At 71.1% G+C, this 25,699-nt stretch carries 15 protein-coding genes and 1 riboswitch; of the genes, 9 read left to right on the plus strand and 6 right to left on the minus strand.

The genetic code is table 11. From position 1 onward, the window contains the following. The first annotated feature begins 49 nt into the window (after nucleotides 1-49). A complete protein-coding gene (gatB, locus tag ACI2K4_RS07045; protein ID WP_404509446.1) occupies nucleotides 50-1,543 on the plus strand; it encodes an Asp-tRNA(Asn)/Glu-tRNA(Gln) amidotransferase subunit GatB in 1,494 nt (497 codons plus the stop codon). Between the two features lie 139 nt (nucleotides 1,544-1,682). Here the strand turns inward: gatB and ACI2K4_RS07050 are convergent, their stop codons facing one another. Next, nucleotides 1,683-3,326 carry a metallophosphoesterase gene (locus tag ACI2K4_RS07050; protein ID WP_404510285.1) on the minus strand — a complete coding sequence of 548 codons (1,644 nt, stop codon included), beginning with the start codon at nucleotides 3,324-3,326 and terminating at the stop codon, nucleotides 1,683-1,685. Nucleotides 3,327-3,611: 285 nt separating this feature from the next. Continuing rightward, nucleotides 3,612-4,799: a PQQ-dependent sugar dehydrogenase gene (locus ACI2K4_RS07055; RefSeq protein ID WP_404509448.1), complete on the minus strand. Its 1,188-nt coding sequence runs from the start codon at nucleotides 4,797-4,799 to the stop codon at nucleotides 3,612-3,614. 330 nt (nucleotides 4,800-5,129) lie between these two features. On the opposite strand from ACI2K4_RS07055, the gene ACI2K4_RS07060 reads away from it, so the two are divergent. Both ACI2K4_RS07060 and ACI2K4_RS07065 read left to right on the plus strand, forming a co-directional pair. After that, nucleotides 5,130-6,770, plus strand: coding sequence for an ArnT family glycosyltransferase (locus ACI2K4_RS07060; protein WP_404509449.1), 1,641 nt, complete (start codon nucleotides 5,130-5,132; stop codon nucleotides 6,768-6,770). Nucleotides 6,771-6,888: 118 nt separating this feature from the next. Continuing rightward, nucleotides 6,889-7,815, plus strand: coding sequence for a 2-hydroxyacid dehydrogenase (locus ACI2K4_RS07065; RefSeq protein ID WP_404509450.1), 927 nt, complete (start codon nucleotides 6,889-6,891; stop codon nucleotides 7,813-7,815). Between the two features lie 74 nt (nucleotides 7,816-7,889). On the opposite strand, the gene ACI2K4_RS07070 is transcribed toward ACI2K4_RS07065, so the two are convergent. After that, nucleotides 7,890-8,285, minus strand: coding sequence for a PH domain-containing protein (locus tag ACI2K4_RS07070; protein WP_404509451.1), 396 nt, complete (start codon nucleotides 8,283-8,285; stop codon nucleotides 7,890-7,892). Nucleotides 8,286-8,557: 272 nt separating this feature from the next. Between ACI2K4_RS07070 and ACI2K4_RS07075 the strand changes: the two genes are divergently transcribed. Next, nucleotides 8,558-11,227 carry a putative bifunctional diguanylate cyclase/phosphodiesterase gene (locus ACI2K4_RS07075; protein ID WP_404509452.1) on the plus strand — a complete coding sequence of 890 codons (2,670 nt, stop codon included), beginning with the start codon at nucleotides 8,558-8,560 and terminating at the stop codon, nucleotides 11,225-11,227. 663 nt (nucleotides 11,228-11,890) lie between these two features. Here the strand turns inward: ACI2K4_RS07075 and glyA are convergent. After that, entirely contained in the window at nucleotides 11,891-13,159 is a 1,269-nt protein-coding gene (gene glyA, locus ACI2K4_RS07080) for a serine hydroxymethyltransferase (RefSeq protein ID WP_404509454.1), read from the minus strand. 106 nt (nucleotides 13,160-13,265) lie between these two features. Beyond that, nucleotides 13,266-13,350: riboswitch (ZMP/ZTP riboswitch) on the minus strand. A gap of 119 nt (nucleotides 13,351-13,469) precedes the next feature. Further along, the gene (locus ACI2K4_RS07085) at nucleotides 13,470-14,501 is read right to left on the minus strand and encodes a LacI family DNA-binding transcriptional regulator (protein WP_404509455.1); all 1,032 of its coding nucleotides are present in this window, start codon (nucleotides 14,499-14,501) and stop codon (nucleotides 13,470-13,472) included. A 467-nt stretch (nucleotides 14,502-14,968) separates the two neighbouring features. Here ACI2K4_RS07085 and ACI2K4_RS07090 point away from each other — a divergent pair, with 467 nt between their 5' ends. Genes ACI2K4_RS07090 through ACI2K4_RS07105 form a run of 4 tightly spaced genes read left to right on the plus strand, consistent with a single transcriptional unit; the run spans nucleotide 14,969 to nucleotide 20,714 of the window. After that, a complete protein-coding gene (locus ACI2K4_RS07090) occupies nucleotides 14,969-16,258 on the plus strand; it encodes an extracellular solute-binding protein (protein WP_404510286.1) in 1,290 nt (429 codons plus the stop codon). A 34-nt stretch (nucleotides 16,259-16,292) separates the two neighbouring features. Next, on the plus strand, nucleotides 16,293-17,303 hold the full coding sequence (locus tag ACI2K4_RS07095; protein ID WP_404509457.1) for a carbohydrate ABC transporter permease: 1,011 nt from the start codon (nucleotides 16,293-16,295) through the stop codon (nucleotides 17,301-17,303). Next, on the plus strand, nucleotides 17,300-18,202 hold the full coding sequence (locus ACI2K4_RS07100) for a carbohydrate ABC transporter permease (RefSeq protein WP_404509458.1): 903 nt from the start codon (nucleotides 17,300-17,302) through the stop codon (nucleotides 18,200-18,202). Before ACI2K4_RS07095 ends, ACI2K4_RS07100 begins: the two co-directional genes overlap by 4 nt. 31 nt (nucleotides 18,203-18,233) lie before the next feature. Further along, on the plus strand, nucleotides 18,234-20,714 hold the full coding sequence (locus ACI2K4_RS07105; RefSeq protein WP_404509459.1) for a glycoside hydrolase family 2 protein: 2,481 nt from the start codon (nucleotides 18,234-18,236) through the stop codon (nucleotides 20,712-20,714). Nucleotides 20,715-21,266: 552 nt separating this feature from the next. Here ACI2K4_RS07105 and ilvD read toward each other — a convergent pair. Next, nucleotides 21,267-23,114, minus strand: coding sequence for a dihydroxy-acid dehydratase (gene ilvD / locus ACI2K4_RS07110; RefSeq protein ID WP_404509460.1), 1,848 nt, complete (start codon nucleotides 23,112-23,114; stop codon nucleotides 21,267-21,269). A 258-nt stretch (nucleotides 23,115-23,372) separates the two neighbouring features. On the opposite strand from ilvD, the gene ACI2K4_RS07115 reads away from it, so the two are divergent. After that, the gene (locus ACI2K4_RS07115; RefSeq protein ID WP_404509461.1) at nucleotides 23,373-25,676 is read left to right on the plus strand and encodes a putative bifunctional diguanylate cyclase/phosphodiesterase; all 2,304 of its coding nucleotides are present in this window, start codon (nucleotides 23,373-23,375) and stop codon (nucleotides 25,674-25,676) included. Nucleotides 25,677-25,699: the final 23 nt, after the last annotated feature.

A 25,699-nucleotide genomic window follows, 5' to 3' on the forward strand; every position in this document is an offset into this window, starting at 1 on the left:
TACGCTCGAACATGATTTGCCCGGATACCGCTCGAGAGCTGGAGTACTGATGAGCGCGATCGTCCTGCCCTCGTACGACGAGGTCGTCGAGCGGTACGAGCCGGTGATCGGCCTGGAGACCCACGTCGAACTGGGCACCAACACCAAGATGTTCTGCGGCTGCCCGACCGACTTCGGCGGCGAGCCGAACACCCGGGTCTGCCCGGTCTGCCTCGGCCTGCCCGGCTCGCTGCCGGTGGCGAACAAGGCCGCCATCGAGGCGACCATCCGGATCGGCCTCGCGCTCAACTGCTCCATCGCCGAGTGGTGCCGGTTCGCCCGGAAGAACTACTTCTACCCGGACATGCCGAAGAACTTCCAGATCAGCCAGTACGACGAACCGCTCTGCGTCGACGGCTACCTCGACGTCGAGGTCCAGGGCCGGACGGTCAGGATCGGCATCGAGCGGGTGCACATGGAGGAGGACACCGGCAAGTCGCTGCACGTCGGCGGCGCCACCGGCCGCATCCACGGCGCGACCGAGTCGCTGGTCGACTACAACCGGGCCGGCATCCCGCTGGTGGAGATCGTCACCAAGCCCATCCCGGGCACCGGCGCGCTCGCCCCGGAGATCGCCCGGGCGTACGTCACCGAGCTGCGCGACGTGCTCCGCTCGCTCGGCGTCTCCGACGTACGGATGGAGGAGGGGTCGCTCCGCTGCGACGTCAACACCTCGCTCAACCGCCCCGGTGACGAGTGGGGCACCCGTACCGAGACCAAGAACGTCAACTCGCTCCGCTCGGTCGAGCGGGCGGTCCGGTCGGAGATGCTGCGCCAGGCGGCCCTGCTCGACGCCGGCACCAAGATCCTCCAGGAGACCCGGCACTTCCAGGAGGACACCGGCGACACCCGGCCCGGCCGGTCCAAGGAGACCGCCACCGACTACCGCTACTTCCCGGAGCCGGACCTGGTGCCGATCGCACCGGACCGGGCCTGGGTCGCGGAGCTGAAGGCCGCCCTGCCCGAGTTGCCCCGGGTCCACCGGCAGCGGCTCCAGGAGCAGTGGGGCCTCTCCGACCTCGACATGCAGTCGGTGCTCAACGCCGGCGCGGTCGAGCTGATCGAGCAGACCGTGGCCGCCGGCACGACCCCGGCCAGTGCCCGCAAGTGGTGGCTCGGCGAACTCTCCCGGCGGGCCAACGAGTCCGGCGTCGACCTGGCCGCCGTCGGGGCCAGCCCGGCCCAGGTGGCCGAGCTCCAGCGGCTGGTGGACGAGGGCAAGCTCAACGACAAGCTCGCCCGCACGGTGCTCGAGGGCGTGGTGGCCGGCGAGGGCGACCCGGCCGAGATCATGGCCGCCCGGGGGCTCGGTGTCGTCTCCGACACCGGCGCGCTCACCGCGGCCGTGGACGAGGCGATCGCCGCCAACCCGGACATCGCCGCCAAGATCCGCGAGGGCAAGGTCGCCGCCGCCGGTGCCCTGGTCGGCGCGGTCATGAAGACCACCCGTGGCCAGGCCGACGCGAAGACCGTACGCGAACTCATCCTGGAGCGCCTGAGCTAGCCCCCGGCACTTCACCACGGCGGCCGTCCCCCCGGGGACGGTCGCCGTTCTGTTTCCGTGATCGCGAAGAGTCCGGCCGGTCATGGCGAGCCGGACTCTTCGCGATCACGGAAGTGGCGCGGGGGAGGGGGCGCGGGGGTCAGCGGGTGGGGGTGGGCGGCGGCGGTGGGGTCGGCGGGATGACCGGGGGAGGGGTGCCCGGCAGGGAGGGGCCGGGGATGGTGGCGCCGGGGGTCGGGGTGGCGCTGGTGGTGGGGGTCGGCTGCGGCGGTTGGACCAGGTGCCGCTCCAGGCTCACCTGGGCCTGGCCGGTGCCGCCGACCTGGATGTCGTCGTACGCCTGGAGCATCCGCTGCGGGTCGAAGTAGAGCACCGAGAGCGCCAGTGGCAGCGGCTTCTCGCCCTCCAGCCCGCGTAGGCCGGCACCGCCGCTGGACCCCTGCACCAGCATCAGGGTGGGCGGCTGGCCGGGCAGTTGCGGCAGCGGGTCGATCTCACGATGGTGTACGTGACCGGCCAGCACCAGCGGGCAGGCCCCGTTGAGCGCCTGCCCGGACGACGGGTCGTGGACCAGCGCGATGTCGACCTTCGGAGTGGTCGCCCGTACGGTGGCGGCCAGCTTCTCACCGGCGCCGGTGACCTGCTCCATCACCTGGGGGGTGGCGCCGGACCCGTTCGGCGAGGTCTCCTTGTCCGGGGTGAACCGGGGGTCGCCGATGCCGGCGATGGTCAGCCCGGCCACCGTGGTGACGGTGTTGTCCAGCACGATGGCGTTCGGCTGCCGGGCCACGGCGGCGGCCGTGGCGGCGGAGTCGTGGTTGCCCCGGATGAAGACGTACGGCACCTTGAGCACGCCGATCGAGCCGAGGAAGGACGCCTCCGGTTCGCTGCCCCAGTCGGTGATGTCCCCGGTGTCGATCACCATGTCGATGTCGAACTGCTCGACCACGGTCCGCATCACCTGCCACCCGGTCGGGTTCAGGTGGATGTCGGAGACGTGCAGGACCCGGGTGGTGCCCTGGGCGGGCTCGAAGACCGGGAGCGCGGAGACCGTGGTGTAGAGCTTGCTGACGTTTCCGACCAGCCGTTGTACCTGGTCGGCGTACTTGCCGTAGTCGTTGGCGATGCGTCGGGCGTCGCCGACCACCGCCGGGGCGTTGACCAGCAGCCCCTCGTAGCGGGGTTCCTCGATCGCCTCGGGCCGTACGGTGAGCGCGGCGATGCCGAGGCTGCCACCGGTGATCAACAGCGCCAGCCCGCCGGCCCAGGCCGCCCGGCGGGTGTCGCGGAACACCAGCAGGGCGAGAATCAGCGTGGTGAGCAGGGCGACCGCGATCGTTCGGAGCGCGACGCGTACGACGCCGTTGGTCACGTCGGAGACGGCGGACTGGCTGGCCCGGGCGATGCCGGCCGGATCGTCGATCAGCGCCTCGGTACGTCGCAGGTCGAGCGAGCCGAGTTGGACCGAGAGGTGGGCCGGTCCGGCGTGGCTGTCGATCTGGAGCGAGCCGAGCGGCGGGATGTCGACGCTGGTGCCGCCGCTCACCGTGGGGGTGATCGCCATCTCGGCGCGGAACGGGCCGATGTCGACGTTCATCCGGCCGGCGAGCAGTACGCCGCCGACCACACCGGCCAGGGCGACCAGGACGACGCTCAGGGCGATCCCGGTCCGGCGGCTTCCGTTCGAGGTCAGCGCCCGGCCGGCGAAACGGAGGGTGGACCGGAGCGCCCGGCCGGTGAGGCGCAGCGCCGGCCGGAAGGCCCGGCCGGTCCGACGCAGCATCGAGCTGGCCCGGGTGGCGGTGGTGCGCAAGGTGGAGCCCAACCCTTTCCGGACCTCCGGGACCTGATCGGTGCCGGCCGTCCGCTCCTCGTCGTCCCCGTGCCTGTCCATGTGCAAATCATGACCTGCCCGGCCGAGCTTCTCGGGAAACCCGGTCAGGCCGACCGATTAACTCCGTCCGCACCGACCCGGTCGCCGGTCACGGCGCGGCCGGTCGACCCCCGCCCACGTGTCCTGCCGACCCTCGCCCACGTGCCTTGCCGACCCCGGCGTCCACGCGTCGGGTCAGCTCCGGCCGGCGCCGCCGCCGGAGAAGACCAGGCGGATGATCCGGTCGTCGTCGGCGGCGGGTTCGCCCCGCCCGTCGTGGTTCGAGGTGGAGATCCAGAGTGAGCCGTCGGGGGCGGTCACGGCGGTGCGGAGCCGGCCGTACTCGCCGTTGAGGATGGATCGCGGCTGTCCGAGGACACCACCGGCGGAGGTCAGCTCGAGCAGCCAGATCCGTTCGCCGCGCAGGCACGCCGCGGCGAGCAGGTTCTCCACCACGGCAACCCCGGAACAGGACGCGTCGCCGGTGCGCCAGACGGCCAGCGGCTTGGTGAACTTGGCGTCGGTCTCCGCGCCGCCCTCGCCCTCCACCTCCGGCCAGCCGTAGTTCTTGCCCGGCTCGATCAGGTTGATCTCGTCCCAGGTGCTCTGGCCGAACTCGCTGGCGTAGAGCCGCTTGTTCGCGTCCCAGGCGATCCCCTGCACGTTGCGGTGGCCGAGCGACCAGACCAGGGAGTCGGGCAGCGGGTTGCCGGCCGCCGGTTTGCCGTCCGGCGTCATCCGCAGGATCTTGCCGCCGAGACTCTTCGGGTCCTGGGAGAGGCCGCGCTCGGACGCGTCGCCCGTGGTGGCGTACAGGAAACCGTCCGGACCGAACGCGAGCCGGCCGCCGTTGTGGATGCCGGAGAGCGGGATGCCGGTCACGATCGGGGTCGGCTCACCACCGAGCACCAGCTTCGCGACCCGGTTGTCCTGACTGGTCGAGTAGTAGACAAAGACGGTCTTGTCCTGCTCGTAGCCGGGGGAGACGGTGATGCCGAGCAGCCCTCCCTCGCCGGCCGCGTCCACCTCGTCGAGGGTCTGCACCGTGCTGACCTTGAGCCCGTCCGGCCCGGACTCCGGCCCGACCTTCAGGATCTTGGCGGTGTCCCGCTCGGTGACCAGGGCGCCGCCGTCGGGGAGGAACGAGATCCCCCACGGCACCCGCAGGCCGGTGGCCAGCACCGACGCCGCGACCTGCTGGTCGATGCCGCCGGTGCGCGGGGAGGCGGTCACCGACGGGGTGGGGAAGCTCGGTGGTTCACCGGCGGGGTCGGGCTCCGGCTCGCCGAAGGCGCAGCCGCTGGTCGCCAGCACGGCCGCCGCGCAGAACGCGACCGCCGCGCGAGTCCGGGCGCGGCGCGGGTACGGGGGGCGAACGCTCACCCGCCCCAGCCTAGCCGTACCGGTGGGATAACCCTTGCCACGCGCGTTCACGAACGCACTCTCCTTCGCGTACCCGGGCTCGGTTCCGCCGCAGACCAGGCGGTTGGCCTGCTCGATCTCGTCCGGCGGCTCGCCGTGCCTGTCGTCCGGTGGCTCGCCGTGCCTGTCGTCCGGTGGCTCGCCGTGCCTGTCGTCCGGTGGCTCGCCGTGCCCGTCCGCCGGCGGCTCGCCGTGCCTCCGGTGGTTGAGTCGTGAGGACGGTCACCGGTTCCGTGTCGTGCGGGGAGTCGCACAGGTCGGTACGGAGGTTGTTGTGCCAAACTGCCGGCCATGGTGATCGGGACATTGACGGCTTCGCCCGGCCCGGTCGAAGCCGGCGGACGGCGTGACCGGCTCGCGGTCCGGGTGGGGATCGCGTTCGGCCTGTCGGGCCTGCTCTACCGGCTGGTCCTGCTCCTGACCGAGGTGCCGCCGACGAACAGCGACGAGGCGACCAGCGGCCTGGTGGCGATGCACGTCGCGCAGGGCCGGGAGTTCCCGCTCTTCTTCTACGGGCAGTACTACATGGGTGCGCTGGAGTCGTACCTCGCGGCGCCGCTCTTCGCGCTCTTCGGCCCCTCCGTGCTCGCCCTGCGGCTGCCGAACCTGGCCCTGTACGCCGTCTTCCTGCTCCTGGTCTGGCGGCTCACCCGCCGGCTCTACAGCCCGTGGCTGGCCACCGCCACGGTGGGGCTGCTGGCGCTCGGCTCGGACCGGGTGTTGAAGAACCAGCTCATCGCCGGGGGCGGCTACCCGGAGATGAACCCGGCCGGCACCCTGCTGGTGCTGCTCGCGGTCAACCTCGGCCTCGGCGTCACCACCGGCCGGCGGCGGCTGCTGGCGTACGCCGGGTTCGGGCTGGTCGGCGGCCTCACCCTCTGGGACGACTGGCTGGTGCTGCCGTACGTTGGCGCCGCCGGTCTGCTGCTGCTCCTGGCCAACTGGCGGGAGCTGCGCGGCCGGGCGGGATGGGCGCTCGGCGGTGGCCTGCTGGCCGGGCTGGTGCCGATCGTGGCGCACAACCTCACCGCCGCGCCGGCCCACCGATCACTGGCCGTCTACGCCACCCTCGGCGGGGACACCACCGCCTCCTGGGCCGACCGGCTGCACGGTGGGGTGCTGTTCGGCGTACCGATGGGAACCGGGCTCTGTGAGCCGGGTCGGTGCGCGCCCTGGCAGCTCTGGTGGGGGGCGGTCTACCCGGTGCTGCTGCTCCTGGCCGGCGTGCTCGCCGTACGGGCGCTGCGGGCCGCCACCGGCGTCGAGCAGGTACGTCAGGGCGGTCGGCTGGTCCTGGTGGTCGGCGCGGCGCTGACCCTGGCCGCGTACGCGACCAGCAGCGCGGCCGGCAACACTCCGGTGGAGAGCGCCCGCTACCTCTCCTGCCTACTCATCTCCACCCCCGCCCTCCTCTGGCCCCTGTTAAGGAAGGGCCCCTTGTTATCGGATTCCGTTGTACTAGGGGCCCTTCCTTACCGGTGGGGTGGCGCGGGGCGGTGGGTGGGCGCGGCGGTGTTCGGTGCGCTCGTGGTGAGCATGCTGGCGGCCAGTGCGACGCTGGTCGGGCGGGCGCCGGAGTCGGGCCGGGAGGCGGACCGGCGGCGCGAGCTGGTGGCGGAGTTGGACTCACTCGGCGTCGACCGGTTCTACAGCGAGTACTGGACCTGCAACAACATCACCTTCGTCACCCGGGAACGGCTGGTCTGCGCGGTGATCAGGGACGACCTGGAGGCCGGTTGGGACCGGTACGAGCCGTACCGGGACCTGGTCGGGCGAGCCGAACGCCCGGCGTACGTGCTGCCCGCCGGGACGCCGTTGAGCGCGGCGGTCGCCAACCACCTGGCCTCGACCGGTGTGCCGGTACGCACCACGACCGTCGCCGGCTACGACGTCTACCAGCCGGCGGCCCGGGTCGATCTGCCGGTGCGCTGAGCGGCTCGGGTCGATCTGCCACCGCGCTGAGCGGCCCGGGTCGATCTGCCACCGCGCTGAGCGCAACGGATCGATCTGCCGGTGCGCTGAGCGTTCCGGGCGGCTAGGGTCGGCGCCTGTGAGGGCATGGATTCCGCACGAGCACGGCCCGTCGATGCTCGGGGAGATCCCCGACGGGGTACGCCTGGAGATCGCCCCCGGTCCGGACCAGCTTCCCCCGGACCCGTCCGGGGTGCGGTTCTGGGTGCCGCCGTTCCTTGCCCCGGCCGAGGTGGTGGGCCTCGCGGCGGCACTGCCGGACCTGCGGGTGGTGCAGTTGCTCACCGCCGGTGCGGAGGTCTGGGCGGGCCGGCTGCCGGACGGGGTGCTGCTCTGCGACGCGCGCGGGGTGCACGACTCGTCGACCGCCGAGTGGGTGGTCGCCGCGATCCTCGCCCAGTTGCGCGCCTTCCCCCTCTTCGCCCGCGCCCAGCCCGACCACCGCTGGGCGTACGCCGAGGCGACCCCGACCGACGAGCTTGCCGGCAAACGGGTGCTGCTGGTGGGGGCCGGATCGGTCGGCGCGGCCCTGGTCGCCCGGCTGGTGCCGTTCGAGGTCGAGCTGACCCTGGTGGCCCGGACGGCGCGTCCGGACGAGGGGGTGTACGGCGTGGCGGAGCTGCCCTCGCTGCTGCCCGACGCCGACATCGTGGTGCTGCTGGTGCCGCTCACCGACCTGACCCGGAAGCTGGTTGACGCCCGGATCCTGGCTCTGATGCGCGACGGCGCACTGCTGGTCAACGCGGCCCGGGGTCCGGTCGTCGACACCGACGCGCTGGTGGCCGAGCTGAAGACGGGGAGACTGTCAGCCGCGCTCGACGTGACCGATCCGGAGCCGCTCCCCGCCGGGCATCCGCTCTGGGACCTGCCGAACGTGCTGATCACGCCGCACGTGGGTGGTTCGGTACGGGGACTGCTGCCGCGCGCCTACCGACTCGCCGGTGAGCAGTTACGCCGTCTGGCGGCGGGCGAGCCGTTGGTCAACGAAGTGATCGACGGCTACTGAACGAGCCGCCGCGCCCCCGAGGCCGGTGGCGGGCTACCCCCGCCATGGAGGCCGGCAGTGGGTTGGTCGGGCGGTCAGTGCGCCGAGGGCGGCTGGTCGTCAGCGCCGAGGACGTGCTGACCGCTGGCGGCGACGAGCCGGGGGAGGTCGGCGGCGGGTACGGCGGGCAGCGACACGACCCGTCCGCCGGTGAGCGAGGCGATCACCCGGCGGCGCTCGTCGATGCCGAGCTCGACCACCTCGTGCCAGGGGATCAGCCGTTGTCCGAACAGTGCCCGGATCTTCATCCCGGCGCGGTCGGCGTCGGTGCCGGCCCGCCAGGCCCAGATGCCGATCAGCAGCGGGACGATGAGCACCGGCGTGAGGTACCAGGCGGCGCTGGCCAGCGGCAGGGCGCCGATGAAGGCGATCACGGCGGCCACCCAGATCGCCTGGCTGTACCGGAAATGAACGGTTTCGGTGCTGCTCACCCCCCTAGTTTCGCACCCCGGCACGGCGACGGTGGCGGACGGGCGGCCATGCGACGGCGGACCCAGATCCGTTGAGCGCCTGGTAGTCGGGTAGTGACCGGCGGCGACTGATCGAGTGCATGATCGATTACCGAAAGTGAGGAGCTTTTCGGAATGTTCGAACCCGGACGTAACCCCGCACGATCTCGATCGTTGACGGTTGATAGGTGTGACTCGACCCCCTGCCGGGCGCGCCTGCCGAGTACGTGCCCCACCCCGTACCACCCGTCCCCGTGTCCCCTGCAGAAGGCGACCTCGCCGTGTCCGTGGCGCTCCCGCGCGCCGGAACTCACCGGCGCACCACCCAGAAACCGGAAGTCGTCGCCGGATTGGCGGCGGCGGCCACCCTGCTCGCCGGCTCCACCGGCCTCCTTACCGCGTACGTCGCCCTGGCCGTCGCCGTGGGCGTGGTCTCGACCGTCGCCGCCACCCGACTGATCCGGCTGGCTCTGGTGATCCACGCCGCCAAACGGAGCTTCGGGCCCTGCCGGGGCGTCGGGTTCCTGGGTGCCGGCGTGGTGGCGAGCGGGCTGACCACGCTCGCCCTGCCGCTGGTGCCCGCCACCGGACGCCCGCTGCTGGTCCTGTTCGGGCTGCTGGTCGCGCTTCCGCTCCACCTGTTCGGGGTGCTGCTGCTGCCGGGCGCCGCCAGCACCGTGTCGATGCGGTTCCGTCGTGGCTTCGACGGGCTGAGCCTCGGCGTCAGTCTGGCCTTCGCCGGCTGGCTGATGCCGCCGACCGGCGGGATGCCACCGGCTGCCCTCGCCGTGGCCCTGCTTGCCGCGGGCGGGCTGTCGATCATCGCGGTCACCGCGCTCCGCTCGGCCAACTACCGCCGGGCGTCGGTGCTCTGCGGTGCCGGTGCCGGCTCCTGCGTGCTCGGGATTGCGGCGCTCGGCGTACTGCTCAACTATCACGTACCGGACTGGGCGTCGCTGATCGCGGCGGTTCCGCTGGTCGTCGGGCCGATCCTGGCCGCCGCCGGCACCCGGTACGCCAATCCGGGCGCCCAGCCGCCGCCACCGGGCGAGCCGGAGACGCACCTCTCCGCGTACCCGTTGCTCACCGTGCCGGCCGTGGTCGCCACCCTGGCCGCCGTCTACCACCTGGTGGTGGTCGGCGAGTTCGACCACACCTCGATCGTGCTCGGGCTCGCGGTGATCCCGACCCTGGTGGTCCGCGAGGTCTTCGCGGTGCTCGACATCCGCTCGTACGCCCGGCGGCTGGTCAGTCAGGAGGCGCACTTCCGTGCCCTGGTCACCGGGGCGAACGACCTCACCCTGGTGGTCGACGCCGACCTGTTGGTCCGGTGGCAGTCGCCGGCCGCGGCCCGGCTCTTCGGCCTCGCCGACGCCGACGTGCTGGGGCGGGCGTTCGCCGACCTGATGCACCCGGACGACGCCGCCTCGGTCACCGCGCTGCTCACCGGCGTACTGACCGGACCGGCGTCGCCCACCGGACGGTCACCGCTGGTCACCGCGAGGCTGCGGGACGGCTACGGCCTCTGGCGGGACACCGAGTCGACGGTCAGCGACCAGCGCGGCGTACCGGAGGTGGCCGCGCTGGTGGTACACGTACGCGACGTGGGCGAACGCCGGCAGCTCGAACACCGGGTGCACCAACTCTCCTTCACCGACCAGCTCACCGGGCTGGCCAACCGGCGTGACCTGATGCGCGCGATCGTCACGCAGCGGTCGCTGGCCGGCCACACCGGCACGCTGCTCGTGATCGACCTGCACGGCTTGTCGGCGATCAACGAGGGCCGGGGACGTGCGGTCGGCGACGCGGTGCTGGTCGAGGTCGGCCGGCGGCTGCGGGCCGGTGTCGGCGGGGACGACGTGGTCGCCCGGCTGGGCGGTGACGAGTTCGCGGTGGTCACCGTCGACGGCTCGATGCTGGCGTACGCGCTCGGCATCCGGCTGATCGGGGCGCTGACCGAGCCGTACCAGTTGCCCGGGGCGATCGTCAGCATCCAGGCGAGCATCGGCCTGGCCGAGCTCTGCGGCGGCAGTGGCGTGGACGACGTGCTGCGCCGGGCCGAGATGGCCCGACGCCGGGCGCAGCAGCTCGGTCGGAACCGGATCGAGTGGTACGACAACTACCTGGAGGAGCAGCTCGTACGCCGGATGGACCTCGAACGGGAGCTGCCCGGCGCGGCCGCGCGCGGCGAGTTCGACCTGGTCTACCAGCCCGTGCTCGACCTGCACACCCAGCGCCCGGTCGGCACGGAGGCACTGGTCCGCTGGCGCAGCCCGTCGCTCGGTACGGTGCTGCCGGCGGAGTTGGTGCCGGTGGCCGAGGATCTCGGACTGCTCGACGAGCTGGGTCAGTGGGTGCTGCACAAGGCGTGTCGCCAGGCGGCCGAGTGGTCGCGGGGTGGCCGCCGGCTCTGGATGTCGGTCAACGTCTCGGCGAGCGAACTGACCGGTCCGGAGTTTGTCGGCCGGGTGGCCGCGGCGCTCACCCTGCACCAGTTCGAGCCGGACCGGCTGCTGATCGAGATCGCCGAGCCGAGCGGCGAGGTGGACATCCTCGCGGTGGTGAGCCAGCTCGGCAAGCTGCGGTCGCTCGGGGTGCGTACGGCGCTGGACGACTTCGGTCTCGGTCCGGCCTCCCTGGCACACCTGCGGCGGATGCCGGTCGACATCCTCAAGATCAATCGTTCGTTGGTCTCGGACCCGAGTGGCTGGCAGGGGCAGGGCAAGCCCGTCATCGACGTGGTGGTGAGCCTCGGCCGGCGGCTCGGGATGGAGATCGTCGCCGAGGGGCTGGAGTCGGTCGACCAGGTCGAGCAGGCCCGGGTGGCGGGGTGTCGGTTCGGTCAGGGGTTCGTGCTCGCCCGGCCGGCTACGGCGGAGCGGGTCGAGGCTTTCCTGGAGGAGTTTCCTTCTCCTTCGCACTGAGCTTGTTTCGGGGGGGTCGTCCGGGGGCGGCGTACCCCGGGGGGCAGGTTCCGGTGGTCGTCCGGGGGGGGGGGGGGGGGGGGGGCCCCCCCCGGGGGGGGCACGAGGTTGACCGCGGGGGGGGCCCCCCCCCCCCCCCCCGGGGGGGGGGGGGGGCGGCGTACCCCACTCTGGGCGGTCAAGCTTGATCCCGTCGTGGGGCACGCCGCCTCCCGGACGACTGTGGGCGAGCTTGTCGCGGGTGGTGAAGCCTCCGCACGGTGGAGGGTTTGTCGCGGGCGGTGGAGCCCCGGGACGGTGGGGGGTGTCGCGGGTGGTGAGTCTCTCCTCGGTGGGGGAGGGGTTGTTCGGGGGTCCTGTGTGGATGATCTGGCTGGGTGGTGGGCTGACGCTCTGGTGGGGGCGTGAGGTTGTCGTGGTGGCGCGGAAAGCGCCTGGTGGGTGAGCACGGGTCGGTCGGCCGATGGACGGTGGGTCCGCCGCGGCGCTGGTGCCCGTACTCATCATCGTCACTACCGTCGATACCGGGGATCTGCCCGGGTGGCCGGTCGTACCGGGACTGAGCGGGTACGACCGGGATAGCGCCCGGCCCCGGGTCCGACCCGCCCGCAGCCGTGAGGGGGTGTGGGGTAGGGAAGGACCCGGGGCCGGGTCGGCGGGTGGTCAGGCGGCGGCGAAGCCCGGCATCGGGTACGCGGCGAGCAGGTCGCGCACCTCGCCGGCGATCCGGTCCAGGGTCGCCTCGTCGTCCTTGACGGCGGCGGTGACCGCCTCGTCCATCCAGCTCGCCACCTGGGGCATCTGCTGCTCGGTCAGGCCACGCGTGGTCAGCGCGGCGGCACCGAGCCGGATGCCGGACGGGTCGAACGGCTTGCGGGTGTCGTACGGCACCGTGTTGTAGTTCAGCTCGATGCCGGCCCGGTCCAGCGCCTGTGCGGCCGGCTTGCCGGCGATGCCCTTGCTGGTCAGGTCGGCCAGGATCAGGTGGTTGTCGGTGCCGCCGGAGCTGAGTTCGAAGCCCCGTTCGACCAGGGCGGCGGCGAGCGCCTGGGCGTTCGCGACGACCTGGTGGGCGTACCGCCGGAAGTCGTCGGTCGACGCCTCCTTGAGGGCGACCGCGATGCTGGCCGTGGTGTGGTTGTGCGGGCCGCCCTGGAGGCCGGGGAAGACCGCCTTGTCGATCGCGCTGGCGTACTCGGCGGTCGTCATGATCATGGCGCCGCGAGGGCCGCGCAGGGTCTTGTGCGTGGTGGTGGTGATCACGTCGGCGTGACCGACCGGCGAGGGGTGCGCCCCGCCCGCGACCAGGCCGGCGATGTGGGCGATGTCGGCGACCAGGATCGCGCCGACCTCGCGGGCGATCTCGGCGAAACCGGGGAAGTCGATGGTCCGGGGGACCGCCGTGCCGCCGCAGAAGATCACCTTGGGTCGCTCGCGGAGCGCGAGGTCGCGTACCTCGTCGAGGTCGATCCGGCCGGTCTCCCGGGACACCTGGTAGCGCACGGGGGTGAACCACTTGCCGGTGGCCGAGACCGACCAGCCGTGGGTCAGGTGCCCGCCCATCGGCAGGGCCATCCCCATCACCTTGTCGCCGGGGGAGAGGAACGCCAGGTAGACCGCGAGGTTCGCGGGAGAGCCGGAGTACGGCTGGACGTTGGCGTGGTCCACGCCGAAGAGGGCACGGGCCCGTTCGATGGCGAGCGTCTCGATCGGGTCGATGAACTGCTGGCCCTCGTAGTAACGCTTGCCGGCGTACCCCTCGGAGTACTTGTTGGTCAGCACGGTGCCGCTGGCTTCGAGCACGGCGGTGGAGACGTAGTTCTCCGAGGCGATCATGCGCAGCTTGTCGTGCTGGCGCTGCGCCTCGGACTCGATCAGGGCGGCGAGCTGTGGGTCGGCCGCGGTCAAAGCGGAAATCGGTGGTACGTGCACGAGCGTCCTCCTGGCTGATCGGCGCTTGCCCGGTTGCGGGGCGCGAACGGGCAAGGCTGGTACCGGACCCGCCGGTCGGCCCGAGCCGATCCGTGCGGTGCCGGCTGACGTGCACCCAGGCGCGCGGTGCACGATCTCGGTCGCTCCCCGGTGGTCTGTTCCACCTCGCCGCGCCAGTCGCCTTAACCGCCCCGATCCTATCCGCCCACCCCCCACACCCACCCCCCACACCCACCCCACGCCACCCGCCCCATCCCGCCGATCCAGGGCAGGTCCACGCGAGTCGATCACTGGGGCAGGTGGATTTGCCCTAGATCGGCGGGGAGAGGGGGCGGGGTGGGGCGGTGCTGCCTCGGGGGGTCAGGTGGGCGGTTTCCGTTTGGTAGGCGGTGATGGGGTGGCCGGCGATGGCGGAGAGGAGTTGACGGGCGGCGCGGGCACCGTACGCGGGGATGTCCCGGCTGAGCGCGGTGAGCGACGGGTGTACGAGTTGGCAGAGCGGGGAGTCGTCCCAGGCCACGATGGAAAGATCGGCCGGGACGGAGAGCCCCATCTCCTGCGCGACGGCCAGGCCGGCGATCGCCATCACGTCGTTGTCGTAGACCAGTGCGGTCGGCCGCTCGGCGGAGCTGAGCAGGCGCCGGGTGACCCGTGCCCCCTCCTCGCCGGTGTAGTCCGACGGCACGGTACGCGTACGCGTCAGGTCGAGCCGCCGGCAGACCTCGGTGAACGCCCTGGTCCGGATCTCGGTGTGCAGCAGTCCGGGCAGGCCACCGATCCGGGTGATCCGCCGGTGGCCGAGCGCGACCAGGTACTCCACCGTCTCGACCAGGGCCGCCTCCTCGTCGGCCCAGACGCTGGCCAGGCGGCCGGTGTGCCCGGGGCCGCCGATCACCACGGTGGGCAGGCCCAGTTCCTCGAGCGCGGGCACCCGCTCGTCGTCGACGCGCAGGTCACAGAGGAAGACACCGTCGATCCGGCGTTCGCCCCACCAGCGTCGGTGGACGGCGATCTCGGTCTCGGCGTCGGCGACGATCTGGAGGGTCAGCGCGTACGAGCGGGCCGAGAGTTCGGCCTCGACGCCACTGATCAGCTCCATGAAGAACGGCTCGATGCCGAGGATGCGGGCCGGTCGACGCAGTGCCAGCCCGACCGCGTTGGCGGTGGCGCCGCTCAACGCCCGGGCCGCGCTGTTCGGGTTGAAGCCGATCTCGCGCGCGATGGCGAGGATGCGTTGCCGGGTGGCCTCGGAGACGCCGGGCTGGCCGTTGAGCGCGTAGGAGACGGCGCCCTTGGACACCCCGGCCTGGCGGGCGATGTCCGCGATCGTGGGCCGTTTCACCGGTACTCCTCACTGGTCGGCCTGGTGGGGCCGGACTGGTCGACCGGACTGGTCGACCGGACTGGTCGACCGGACTGGTCGACGGGACTGGTTGGCCGGACCGGGTCGGCCTGGGTCGGCTGGAACGTTCCGGGCCCGCGACCGCCATGGTGCCGGACCGGTCGTGCCCGGGCGATCCCGGGTGAGCGGCCGGCAGGGTCGACCCATCGGAGTAGGAAGCCGAAGCGGGCAGATCACTTGCTCGGTTAAGCATAACGATCCGGACGGTTCGGTCGGCGTACCGCAGAGGTGGAGTGGCGCGTGAATTGGCGGGGTTGGGTGGAGCTGGAGCGCTTCCAGGTATCGGTACGACCACGCCGTTAACACGCCATTGACATGGCCGGAGGCCAACCGTACGGTGGCTTCACTTATCCGGTTCAGTCAACGTTCCTCGATGTATGGAACGTTTCCCCAGGTGGAGGATGAACATGGGAGGGTCCGGGGCCCGTTGGGTCCGGCTGGTCGCCGCAGGCGCGGCGGGTGTGCTCCTGGTCGCCGGTTGCAGTGGCAACCCCGGCGGCGGCGCGGATGGCGACGGCACCGTCACCCTGAAGATCGGCATCTGGGGTGACTTCGGGATCAACGATCTGAAGGCGCGGTACGAGGCCGCGAATCCGAACATCAAGATCAGCGTGAACACCGGTGAGTACAACGCCCAGCACGAGGACCTCCAGAAGAAGCTCATCGCCGGCAACGGCGCACCCGACATCGCCGCCATCGACGAGGGTTTTGTGGTCCAGTTCCGTGCCCAGACGGACAAGTTCGTCAACCTGCTCGACCGGGGCGCCGCCCAGTACGAGAGCCGCTACCTGCCCTGGAAGTGGAAGCAGACCCTCTCCCCGGACGGCAAGACCCAGATCGGGCTCGGCACCGACGTCGGCGGCCTCGCCATGTGTTATCGCACCGACCTGTTCAAGGACGCCGGCCTGCCGACCGAACGGGACAAGGTCTCCGCGCTCTGGCCCACCTGGGACCAGTTCATCGCCACCGGCCAGATCTACACCAGGGCGACCGGCAAGAAGTTCATCGACTCCGGCACCAACATCTTCAACCCCGTGCTGGGGCAGCAGCCGGTCGGCTTCTACAACCCGGGCGACGACGCGCTGGTGATGGAGGGCGGCCCCAAGGTCGCCTTCGAGATCGCCGCCAAGGCGATCGCGGCGGACCTCTCGGCTAACCTGCCCGCCTTCCAACCCGAGTGGAACGCCGGCTTCACCCAGAACGCCTTCGCGGTGCTGGCCTGCCCGGCCTGGATGCAGGGGCACATCACGAACACCGCGCCGGACACCGCCGGCAAGTGGGACGTGGCCGCGGTCCCCGGTGGCGGCGGCAACTGGGGCGGCTCGTTCCTCACCGTGCCCAAGCAGGGCAAGCACCTGGACGAGGCGTACAAGCTGCTGGAGTGGCTGATCCAACCGGAGCAGCAGATCGAGGTCTTCAAGAAGGTCGGGAACCTGCCGTCACAGCCGGCGCTCTACCAGGACCCGGCGATCCGGGACTTCACGAACCCGTTCTTCAACAACGCCCCGGTGGGGCAGATCTTCCCGAAGGCCGCGGAGACGCTGACCCCGCAGTACCTGGGCCGGAAGAACGGACCGACCCGGGTCGCGGTGGAGAACGTACTCAACCGGATGCAGACCGGTGACCTGAAGGGCAAGCCGCTCGCCGAGACGTGGCCCGAGGCGCTCAAGGAAGCCGACAAGGCGAGCAAGTCGTAGCCGGCCGTACGCCCTGGTCCTGGAGGTCCGTCCGATGTCCACAACCCGAGCCACCCCGGCGGCCACGACGGCCGCCGGGTCGGACGGGCGCTCCGCCGTACGGGGCGAGCCCGACCCGCACCGCTGGCGTAACCGGCTGCACCGGTTCGACATCCGCTACACGCCGTACCTGCTGATCGCCCCGTTCTTCCTGCTGTTCCTGGTGTTCGGCGTCTTCCCGATCATCTTCAACGCGGTGGTGGCGCTGCGGCACTGGCGGCTGGACGACCCGACCCTGACCGGCTGGTCCGGCCTCGCCAACTTCGAGAGACTGCTCACCGACGACGACTTCTGGAACGCGCTCTACAACACCTTCGGCATCTTCCTGCTCTCCACCGTCCCGCAGCTCACCCTGGCGCTGGTCATCGCCTCGGTGCTCAACCGCCGGCTGCGGGCGCAGACCTGGTTCCGGGTCGGGGTGCTGCTGCCGTACGTCACCCCGATCACCGCCTCCACCCTGGTCTTCGCGGCGGTCTTCGCCCGGGACACCGGGGTCGCCAACTGGGTGCTCTCGGTGCTGCACATCGGTGGCGAGGAGCCGATCGACTGGCGCAGCGCCAAGTGGTCGTCCTGGTTCGTCATCGCCACGATGGTCAACTGGAAGTGGATCGGCTACAACGCGCTGCTCTACCTCGCCGCGATGCAGTCGATCCCGAAGGACATCTACGAGGCAGCCGCCGTCGACGGCGCCGGGGTGTGGCGCCAGTTGTGGCGGATCACCGTACCGATGATCCGGCCCGTGGTGATCTTCACGGTGGTGCTCTCCACCATCGGCGGGTTGCAGCTCTTCACCGAGCCGATGCTGCTCGAACAGAACGCCCAGGCGGCCCGGGGCGGGGCGAACGGCGAGTGGCAGACCATCGCCCAACTCATCTACAAGGTCGGCTGGAAGGACCTCAACCTCGGGTACGCCGCCGCCATGTCCTGGGCCCTCTTCTTGATCATCGTGGTGGTGGCCGCGGTCAACGCGATGATCACCAACCGGCTCGGCGGAGGGAAGAGATGAGCGCCACGACGCTGCCGCCGAAGTCGAAACGTGGCGGCCGGAAACGGGCCGCGCTGACCGGGCGGGCGCCGGCCGACACCCCCGGCAGCATCTGGAACTACCTCTTCCTGGCCCTGATCCTGATCTTCTCGGCCTTTCCGCTCTACTGGATGCTGGTCATCGCCACCAGCACCGACGCCGCCCTGGCGAAGCTCCCGCCCCAGGTGGTCCCGGGCGGGGAGCTGCTGACCAACCTGCGCGAGGTCTTCTCGCTCCAGGACGTCTACTTTGTTCAGTCACTGGCCAACAGCGCGATCGTCTCCTCGGTCGTCACGGTCTCGGTGCTCTTCTTCTGCTCGCTGGCCGGGTTCGCCTTCGCCAAGCTGCGCTTCCGGGGACGCAACGCGCTGATGGTGGTCGTGATCCTCACCCTGACCGTGCCGAACCAACTCGGCGTGGTGGCGCTCTACATCGTGATGGGCAAGATCGGTTGGAACGGCACCCTGCTCGCCGTCATCGTGCCCGGCCTGGTCAGCGCGTTCGGGGTCTTCTACATGCGGCAGTTCACCCTGGAGGCGGTGCCGGACGAGTTGGTCGAGGCGGCTCGGATCGACGGCGCCACCACCATGCGGATCTACGTCAGCGTGGTGCTCCCGGCGGTCCGGCCGGCGCTCGCCGTACTGGGTCTGCTCACCTTTGTGGGCACCTGGAATGATTTCCAGTGGCCCTTGATCACCCTCAACGGAACCGATTATCCGACGTCGATGGTCGCCATCTCCGACCTGGCCAGCGGCAACTACGTGCTCTACCGACGGGTGCTGGCCGGCGCGTTGGTGGCCACCATCCCGTTGCTCATCATGCTCTTCATCGGGGGCAGGCAAATTGTTCGAGGAATCATGGAAGGCGCGGTCAAGTCATGACGTTTCAGCACGTGAACCAGGGGAAGCGGTCGTGACCGCCCGGCGTCTGCTGCACGAGAACTGGTCGCTGCGGGCGGTGCCCGGACCGCAGTTGCCCGGACCGCAGTTGCCCGGGTCGCTGCCGGAGCAGCCGGTGCCGGCGACGGTGCCGGGTTGCGTACACACCGACCTGCTCGCCGCGCGGCTGATCCCGGACCCGTACCTGGACGACAACGAGCTGGCGTTGGCCTGGATCGGGCGGACCGACTGGGTCTACGAGACGACCTTCGACTGGGACGGCACGCTCGCCGAACGGGTGGACCTGAGCTGCGCCGGGCTGGACACCGTCGCGACCGTCACGCTCAACGGGGTGGAGGTGGGGCGTACCGCGAACATGCACCGGAGTTACCGGTTCGACGTACGGTCGGCGTTGCGGCCGGGGGAGAACACCCTGCGGGTCCGGTTCGACTCGGCCTACGGCTACGCCGAGGGGTTGCGCGACGTGATCGGTGACCGGCCCAACGCGTACCCGGAGCCCTTTGCCTTCATCCGGAAGATGGCCTGCAACTTCGGTTGGGACTGGGGCCCGACGCTGGTCACCGCCGGGATCTGGCAGCCGATCGCGCTGGAGACCTGGGCGGTCGCCCGGCTGGCCGAGGTCCGCCCGCAGGTCACGGTCGTCGACGGGACCGGGCGGGTCGGCGTACGGGTCCGGGTCGAACGGGCCGCCGACGCGCCGCTGACCGTCGACGCCACGGTCGCCGGGGTACGCGCCGAGGTGGTCATCCCGGCCGGGGAGACCGTCGCCACGCTGGAGCTGATCGTGCCCGACCCGGAGCTGTGGTGGCCGCGCGGCTACGGTGACCAGCCCCGTTACCCGCTCGACGTGACCCTGCGCGACGCCGACGGCCAGCCGCTCGACACCTGGCAGCGCCGGATCGGGTTCCGTGGCGTGCTGCTCGACACCGGCGAGGACGAGCACGGCTCGGCCTTCACCATCGTGGTCAACAACATGCCGATCGTGGTCCGGGGGGTCAACTGGATCCCGGACGACGTATTTGTCACCCGGGTCACCCGGGACCGGCTCGCCACCCGGTTCACCCAGGCCGCCGAGGCGAACGTCAACCTGCTCCGGGTCTGGGGCGGTGGACTGTACGAGACCGAGGACTTCTACGACCTCGCCGACGAGATGGGCTTCCTGGTCCAGCAGGACTTCCCGTTCGCCTGCGCGGCGTACCCGGAGGAGGAGCCGTTTGCCTCCGAGGTCGAGGCCGAGGCCCGCGAGCAGGTGGTACGCCTGGCCAGCCACCCGAGCCTGGTGCTCTGGACCGGCAACAACGAGAACATCTGGGGCTGGCACGACTGGGGCTGGCAGGAGGCGTTGGGCGACCGGACCTGGGGCGCCGGCTACTACTTCGAGCTGCTGCCGGCGATCGTGGCCGAGTTGGACCCGGGCACGCCGTACTGGCCGGGCAGTCCGTGGTCCGGCCGGCACGACCTCCACCCGAACGACCCGACCCACGGCAGCATGCACATCTGGGACGTGTGGAACCAGGTCGACTACACCCACTACCGGGACTACCGGCCACGCTTCGTGGCCGAGTTCGGCTTCCAGGCGCCGCCCACCTATTCGACGCTGCGCCGGGCGCTCAGTGACGAACCGTTGGCCCCCGACTCGCCCGGCATGGCCCACCACCAGAAGGCCGGCGGCGGCGACGAGAAACTGCGACGCGGGCTCGACGCCCACCTGCCGGCCCCGGTCGACTTCGACGACTGGCACTATTTGACGCAGCTCAACCAGGCACGGGCGATCGCGCTCGGGGTGGAACACTTCCGCTCCCTGCGCCCGATCTGCATGGGCACCATCGTCTGGCAGCTCAACGACTGCTGGCCGGTCACCTCCTGGGCCGCCGTCGACGGCGACGGCCGGCGCAAACCCCTCTGGTACGCGCTGCGCCGCGCCTACGCCGACCGGCTGCTGACCGTACAGCCAGCCGACGACGGGCTGAACGTGGTCGCGGTGAACGACGGGCCGGCGGCTTGGCGTAGCTCGGTGACCGTGACCCGGTTGACTCTGGGCGGCGAACCGGCCGCCAAGACCACGATCGACCTGGATGTGGCACCGCACTCGGCCGAGACGGTTCCGCTCCCGGCCGACGTTGTTCTGACGGACCAACCCCTGCACGAACTGCTGCTTCTCGAGGCGCTCGGTACGGGCGAGCGCGCGTTCTGGTTCTTCGCCGAGGACCGCGACATCCCGTACCCGACGGCTGGCTTCGACACGGTCGTGGAGTCGGAGCAGGTCGCCTCGGGCCACGTCACCCGGGTACGGGTCACCGCTCGGACGATCCTGCGGGACCTGGTGCTGGCGGCCGATCGGCTCGATCCGACCGCCGAGGTGGACGAAGCCCTGGTCACGCTCCTGCCGGGGGAGTCGGCGACGTTCACCGTCCACTCGGCCGGCGCGCTCGACGCGTCAGCGCTGGTCAGTCGGCCCGTACTGCGCTGCGTCAACGACCGTACGGGCGCCTGAGGGAAGCACCGTAGCGTGAAGTGACGAGGCTCGGCTCAAATGTTCCGCCGGAGAAGGAAGTCTCCGGCGGAGCACCGGTGTGGGTCATTCGACAAACCCGTGATCGTGAAGATTTTGGCTCGCTATAGCCGGCCGAAGTCTTCACGATCACGGAGGCGGCCGGCGAGATCCGGGCGCAGGCTGTGTTGCTCGGCTAGCAGTGTTGTTGAGCAGCGAGGGTCTACGGGTCGGAGAGGGCCGACAAGCCTGACGCAGCTCGTGCATCGCGCGGACTTCCCGAAGCCCATCGACAAGATCGCGGCCGGCGATGTCTGGGCGGCGACCGACATCGAGGCGTGGGCTCGTGAGCACCGTACGGAGCGTGCCGAGCTGGACGGCGAGTGGACGCGGCCAACTAGACGAGGCGGGACGACATCCGGCCCGGACCGTTATGGTCCGGGCCGGATCTTCGTTCTGCTCGCCCGGTGCGGCCCCGTACTCTCTCGACCAGCCCAGCGGGGCGGTTAGGAAGGGGCCCTTCCTATACAGAAAGCGATAACAAGGGGCCCTTCCTTACTCGGGGACGCGGCGGTAGGCGCCGTCGCTGGCTGAGGTGGCCATGGAGGCGTACGCGCGCAGGGCGGCGGAGACGGGGCGCTGGCGGTTGGCGGGGGTGTAGGGCTTGTCGCGCTTTTCCTGGGCTATGCGGCGGGCGTCCAGGACCTCGGTCGGGACGTTGAGTTCGATCGAGCGGGTCGGGATGTCGATGACGATCTCGTCGCCCGGCTCGACCAGGGCGATCAGGCCGCCGCCGGCCGCCTCGGGGGAGATGTGCCCGATGGAGAGGCCGGAGGTGCCGCCGGAGAACCGGCCGTCGGTGATCAGCGCGCAGTCGCGGCCGAGGCCCCGGCCCTTGAGGAACGAGGTGGGGTAGAGCATCTCCTGCATGCCGGGGCCGCCCTTCGGGCCCTCGTAGCGGATCACCACCACGTCACCGGCGACGATCTCGTTGGCCAGGATGGCGGTGACCGCGTCGTCCTGCGACTCGTACACCTTGGCCGGGCCACGGAAGCTGAGCCGGTCGGCCGGCACGCCAGCGGTCTTGACCACGGCGCCCTCCGGTGCGAGGTTGCCGTGCAGGATGGCGAGCCCGCCGTCGACCGTGTACGCGTGCTCCCGGTCCCGCAGGCAGCCGTTGGCCGCGTCGGTGTCCAGGGTGGCCCAGCGGTTGGTGGTGGAGAACGCCTCGGTGGTGCGCACCCCGCCGGGGGCGGCGTGGAACAGCTCGACCGCCTCGGCGGTGGGGCTGCCGCCCCGGATGTCCCAGTCGGCGAGCCACTGGTCGAGGGTGGGCGAGTGCACCGAGTGCACCTGCCGGTTGAGCAGACCGGCCCGGTCCAACTCACCCATGATGGCCGGGATGCCGCCGGCCCGGTGCACGTCCTCCATGTGGTACTTGGGCGAGTTCGGCGCGACCTTGGCCAGGCAGGGCACCCGGCGGGAGATGGCGTCGATGTCGGCCACGCCGAAGTCCAGCTCCGCCTCGCGGGCGGCGGCGAGCAGGTGCAGCACCGTGTTGGTGGAGCCACCCATCGCCACGTCGAGCGCGACCGCGTTGTCGAAGGCGGCCCGGCTGGCGATCGAGCGGGGCAGCACCGAGTTGTCGTCGCCGTCGTACCAGCGCTTGGAGATCTCCACGATGGTCCGCCCGGCCTCCTCGAAGAGCGCCTTGCGGGCGGCGTGGGTGGCCAGCACCGAGCCGTTGCCCGGCAGGGCCAGCCCGATCGCCTCGGTCAGGCAGTTCATCGAGTTGGCGGTGAACATGCCGGAGCAGGAGCCGCAGGTCGGGCAGGCGGAGCGCTCGATCGCGCCGAGCTGGTCGTCGGTGACCGCGTCGTTCGACGAGGCGATCATGGCGTCGATCAGGTCGATCTTGTCGTGCACGATGCCCTCGATCGCCATCGTCTTGCCGGCCTCCATCGGGCCGCCGGAGACAAAGACGGTGGGGATGTTGAGCCGCAGCGCGGCCAGCAGCATGCCCGGGGTGATCTTGTCGCAGTTGGAGATGCAGACCAGGGCGTCCGCGCAGTGCGCGTTGACCATGTACTCGACCGCGTCGGCGATCAGCTCCCGGCTGGGCAGGGAGTAGAGCATGCCGCCGTGGCCCATGGCGATGCCGTCGTCCACCGCGATCGTGTTGAACTCCCGGCCCACCCCGCCGGCCTCGGCCACCGCGTCGGCGACCAGGCCGCCGAGGTCCTTGAGGTGTACGTGACCGGGTACGAACTGGGTGAAGCTGTTGGCGATGGCCACGATCGGCTTGCCGAAGTCGTCGTCGGTCATCCCGGTGGCCCGCCAGAGCGCACGCGCCCCGGCCATCGTCCGGCCGTGTGTGGAGGTCTTCGACCGCAGGTCAGGCATTGCACCAGTGTTACACCGCCGTCGCCGTACCGGCCGGGGCGCAGCGTCGCGCGTCCAGAACTCGGGACACGCGACCCTCCCCGGCCGCCCGGCCGACCGGACGTGCCTGCGGTGACCGCCCCTTAAGTCCTGGCTGATCACTCCCGTCCGATTCGCCGCCCCGGGTACGGCACCCACACCCGCCCGACTTGTCTTTCCCGGTCAAACTGGGTGCCCCCGGTACCCCACGGGACCGCCCGAATCCGGCACAGTGGATGCGTGCAACTCCCCTGGGGCGTGGTGGTCGTCGCCGCGGTGAGTGGGCTCGCGGCGGTGACCGGTACGTCGGTGCTGATCTTCTCGGCACTTCGGCGAACCGGTCTGCGGCGCCAGGCCCACCTGCTCGTCGCGGGCGGAGCCGGCCTGGCCACGGCGAGTGCGATCGCCGGCCTGGTCGGCGTCCTCACCATGGCCGGGCACTGGGCGCACCACCAGCCGCAGCGGATGAACCTGGCCACCGTGGTCGCCATCGGCATGGCGGTGAGCACCCTGGTGCTCTGCGCCGGGGTGATGTGGCTGCCCGGCACCGCGCGGAGCAGGTCGGCGGCGCTGCGCCTGGTCCTGGACGGGGTGGTGATCGGCGCCGCGCTCTGGTTCGTCGGCTGGACGCTGGTGGCCGAGCCGACCCGCCTGCTCGGCGACGCGACCCCGAGGGGCTGCCCGGCGATCCTGCTCGCCACGGCTGCTGCTGCCGCCGCCGTCGGGATGGTCTCGGTGGTCGGCGTGCGGGCGGCCCGGCCGCGCCGGGCCCTGATCCTGGTCGCCTGTGGCGTGGTCCTGGTGAGTGCGGCCGGGCTCGGGCTGGCCGCCGGGATCTGCCAGGCCGGTCCGGGAGTGGCGTTGACCGGCGCGGCCGTGCTGCCGGTCGGCTTCTTCCTGATCTTCGCCGGGCTCCGTCCGGCCGGGGCGGTCGGCGAGGTCGACGCCGACGTGATCCGCAACGGCAGTGGTTACGCCTTCCTGCCGATGCTGGCGATGGCCGTGTCGGCGGTCTACCACCTGCTCCGGATGGGCGACTTCACCATGCTCGGCATCGTCGCCGGCAGCGTGGAGGGGTTCGCCCTGGTCGCCCGCCAGTCGCTCGCCCTGCGTGACGTACGGGCGTACGCGCGGCGGCTGGCCGAGCGCGAGGCGCACTTCCGCGAGCTCGCGCACACCGACCCGTTGACCGGGTTGGCGAACCGCCGGGGGTTGCTGCGCGCCCTGCAACAGGAGTCGGATTCGGGCGCGCCGTGCGTACTGCTGGGTCTTGATCTCGATGGCTTCAAAAACGTCAACGACCTGCACGGTCACGACGTGGGCGACGCGATCCTGACCGAGGTTGCGCAGCGGCTGCGGCTGAACCTGCGCCCCGGCGACGTGGCCGCCCGGCTCGGCGGCGACGAGTTCGCGGTGCTGATGTGGGCCCGTCCGCCGGAGGCCCAGCGGGTCGCCGAGCGGCTGCTCGGCATCCTCGGCCGCCCCTACGACCACCCGGTCGGCCGGATCTTCGTCTCGGTCAGCATCGGGGTGGCCGGGCAGGGCAGCTCGCCCGAGGTGGAGTCGTTGCTGCGCAACGCGGACCTGGCCCTGCGCTATGCCAAGCAGCGGGGCAAGAACCGGGTCGAGCGCTACGACATCGCGTACGACCACCTGCTGCGCCGCCGGACCACGCTGGAGCACGAGATGCGTGGCGCGATCGAGCGCGACGAGTTGCACCTCGCCTTCCAACCGGTGGTGGCCGTCCCGTCGGTACGCCCGGTCGGCGCGGAGGCGCTGCTCCGTTGGCACCACCCGAAACTCGGCAGTGTCCGGCCGGACGAGTTCATCCCGCTGGCCGAGGAGTGCGGCATGATCGCCCAGCTCGGCGCCTGGGTGCTGCACCAGGCGTGCCACCAGTTGTCGATCTGGCTGGCCGACGGGCACGACGTCTGGGTCTCGGTGAACGTCTCACCGAAGGAGCTGCACGCCCCGGAATATGTGGTCCAGGTCGCCGAGGCGCTGCGGGCGCACCGGGTGCCGCCGCAGCGGTTGGTGCTGGAGGTGACCGAGCACGCGGTCGCGACGGACCTGGACGAGCTGATCCGCCGGCTGGCCGCGCTGCGGGCGACCGGGGTCCGGATCGCGTTGGACGACTTCGGTGCCGGCTACTCGTCGCTCGGGCAGTTGCGGAAACTGCCGATCGACATCCTGAAGATCGACCACAGTCTGGTCGCCGAGCAGGAGCCGATCCGGGCCCGGGAGAGCGGCGAGCGGCGGGTCTTCGCGCCCATGGTCGACGTGGTGATGCGGCTCGGTCACCAGCTCGGGCTGGAGGTGATCGCCGAGGGGGTGACCAACCCGTTGGAGCTGGCCGCGGTGGTCGAGGCCGGCTGCCGGTTCGGCCAGGGACAGCTCTTCGGCTGGGGGGTGCCGGCCGAGCACCTGGAGGCGATGCTCGATGCCGCGACCTCGCCGGGAGCGCGTGCGGTGCCCGCGCCGCGTACCCGACCTGCCCAGAATCTGGGATCAGTTGACTCATCGCGTGAGATGCGTCAGGCTTGACCCCATGTCGTCGACCAGGTCGT

This window comes from Micromonospora sp. NPDC050397, assembly GCF_044901685.1.
Classification (GTDB): Bacteria; Actinomycetota; Actinomycetes; order Mycobacteriales; family Micromonosporaceae; genus Micromonospora_G.

Coding starts and splice junctions, on each gene's coding strand:
- gatB (WP_404509446.1), top strand. CDS start 50: ATGAGCGCGATCGTCCTGCCCTCGTACGACGAGGTCGTCGAGCGGTAC.
- ACI2K4_RS07050 (WP_404510285.1), bottom strand. CDS start 3,326: ATGCTGCGTCGGACCGGCCGGGCCTTCCGGCCGGCGCTGCGCCTCACC.
- ACI2K4_RS07060 (WP_404509449.1), top strand. CDS start 5,130: ATGGTGATCGGGACATTGACGGCTTCGCCCGGCCCGGTCGAAGCCGGC.
- ACI2K4_RS07090 (WP_404510286.1), top strand. CDS start 14,969: ATGGGAGGGTCCGGGGCCCGTTGGGTCCGGCTGGTCGCCGCAGGCGCG.
- ACI2K4_RS07095 (WP_404509457.1), top strand. CDS start 16,293: ATGTCCACAACCCGAGCCACCCCGGCGGCCACGACGGCCGCCGGGTCG.
- ACI2K4_RS07100 (WP_404509458.1), top strand. CDS start 17,300: ATGAGCGCCACGACGCTGCCGCCGAAGTCGAAACGTGGCGGCCGGAAA.
- ilvD (WP_404509460.1), bottom strand. CDS start 23,114: ATGCCTGACCTGCGGTCGAAGACCTCCACACACGGCCGGACGATGGCC.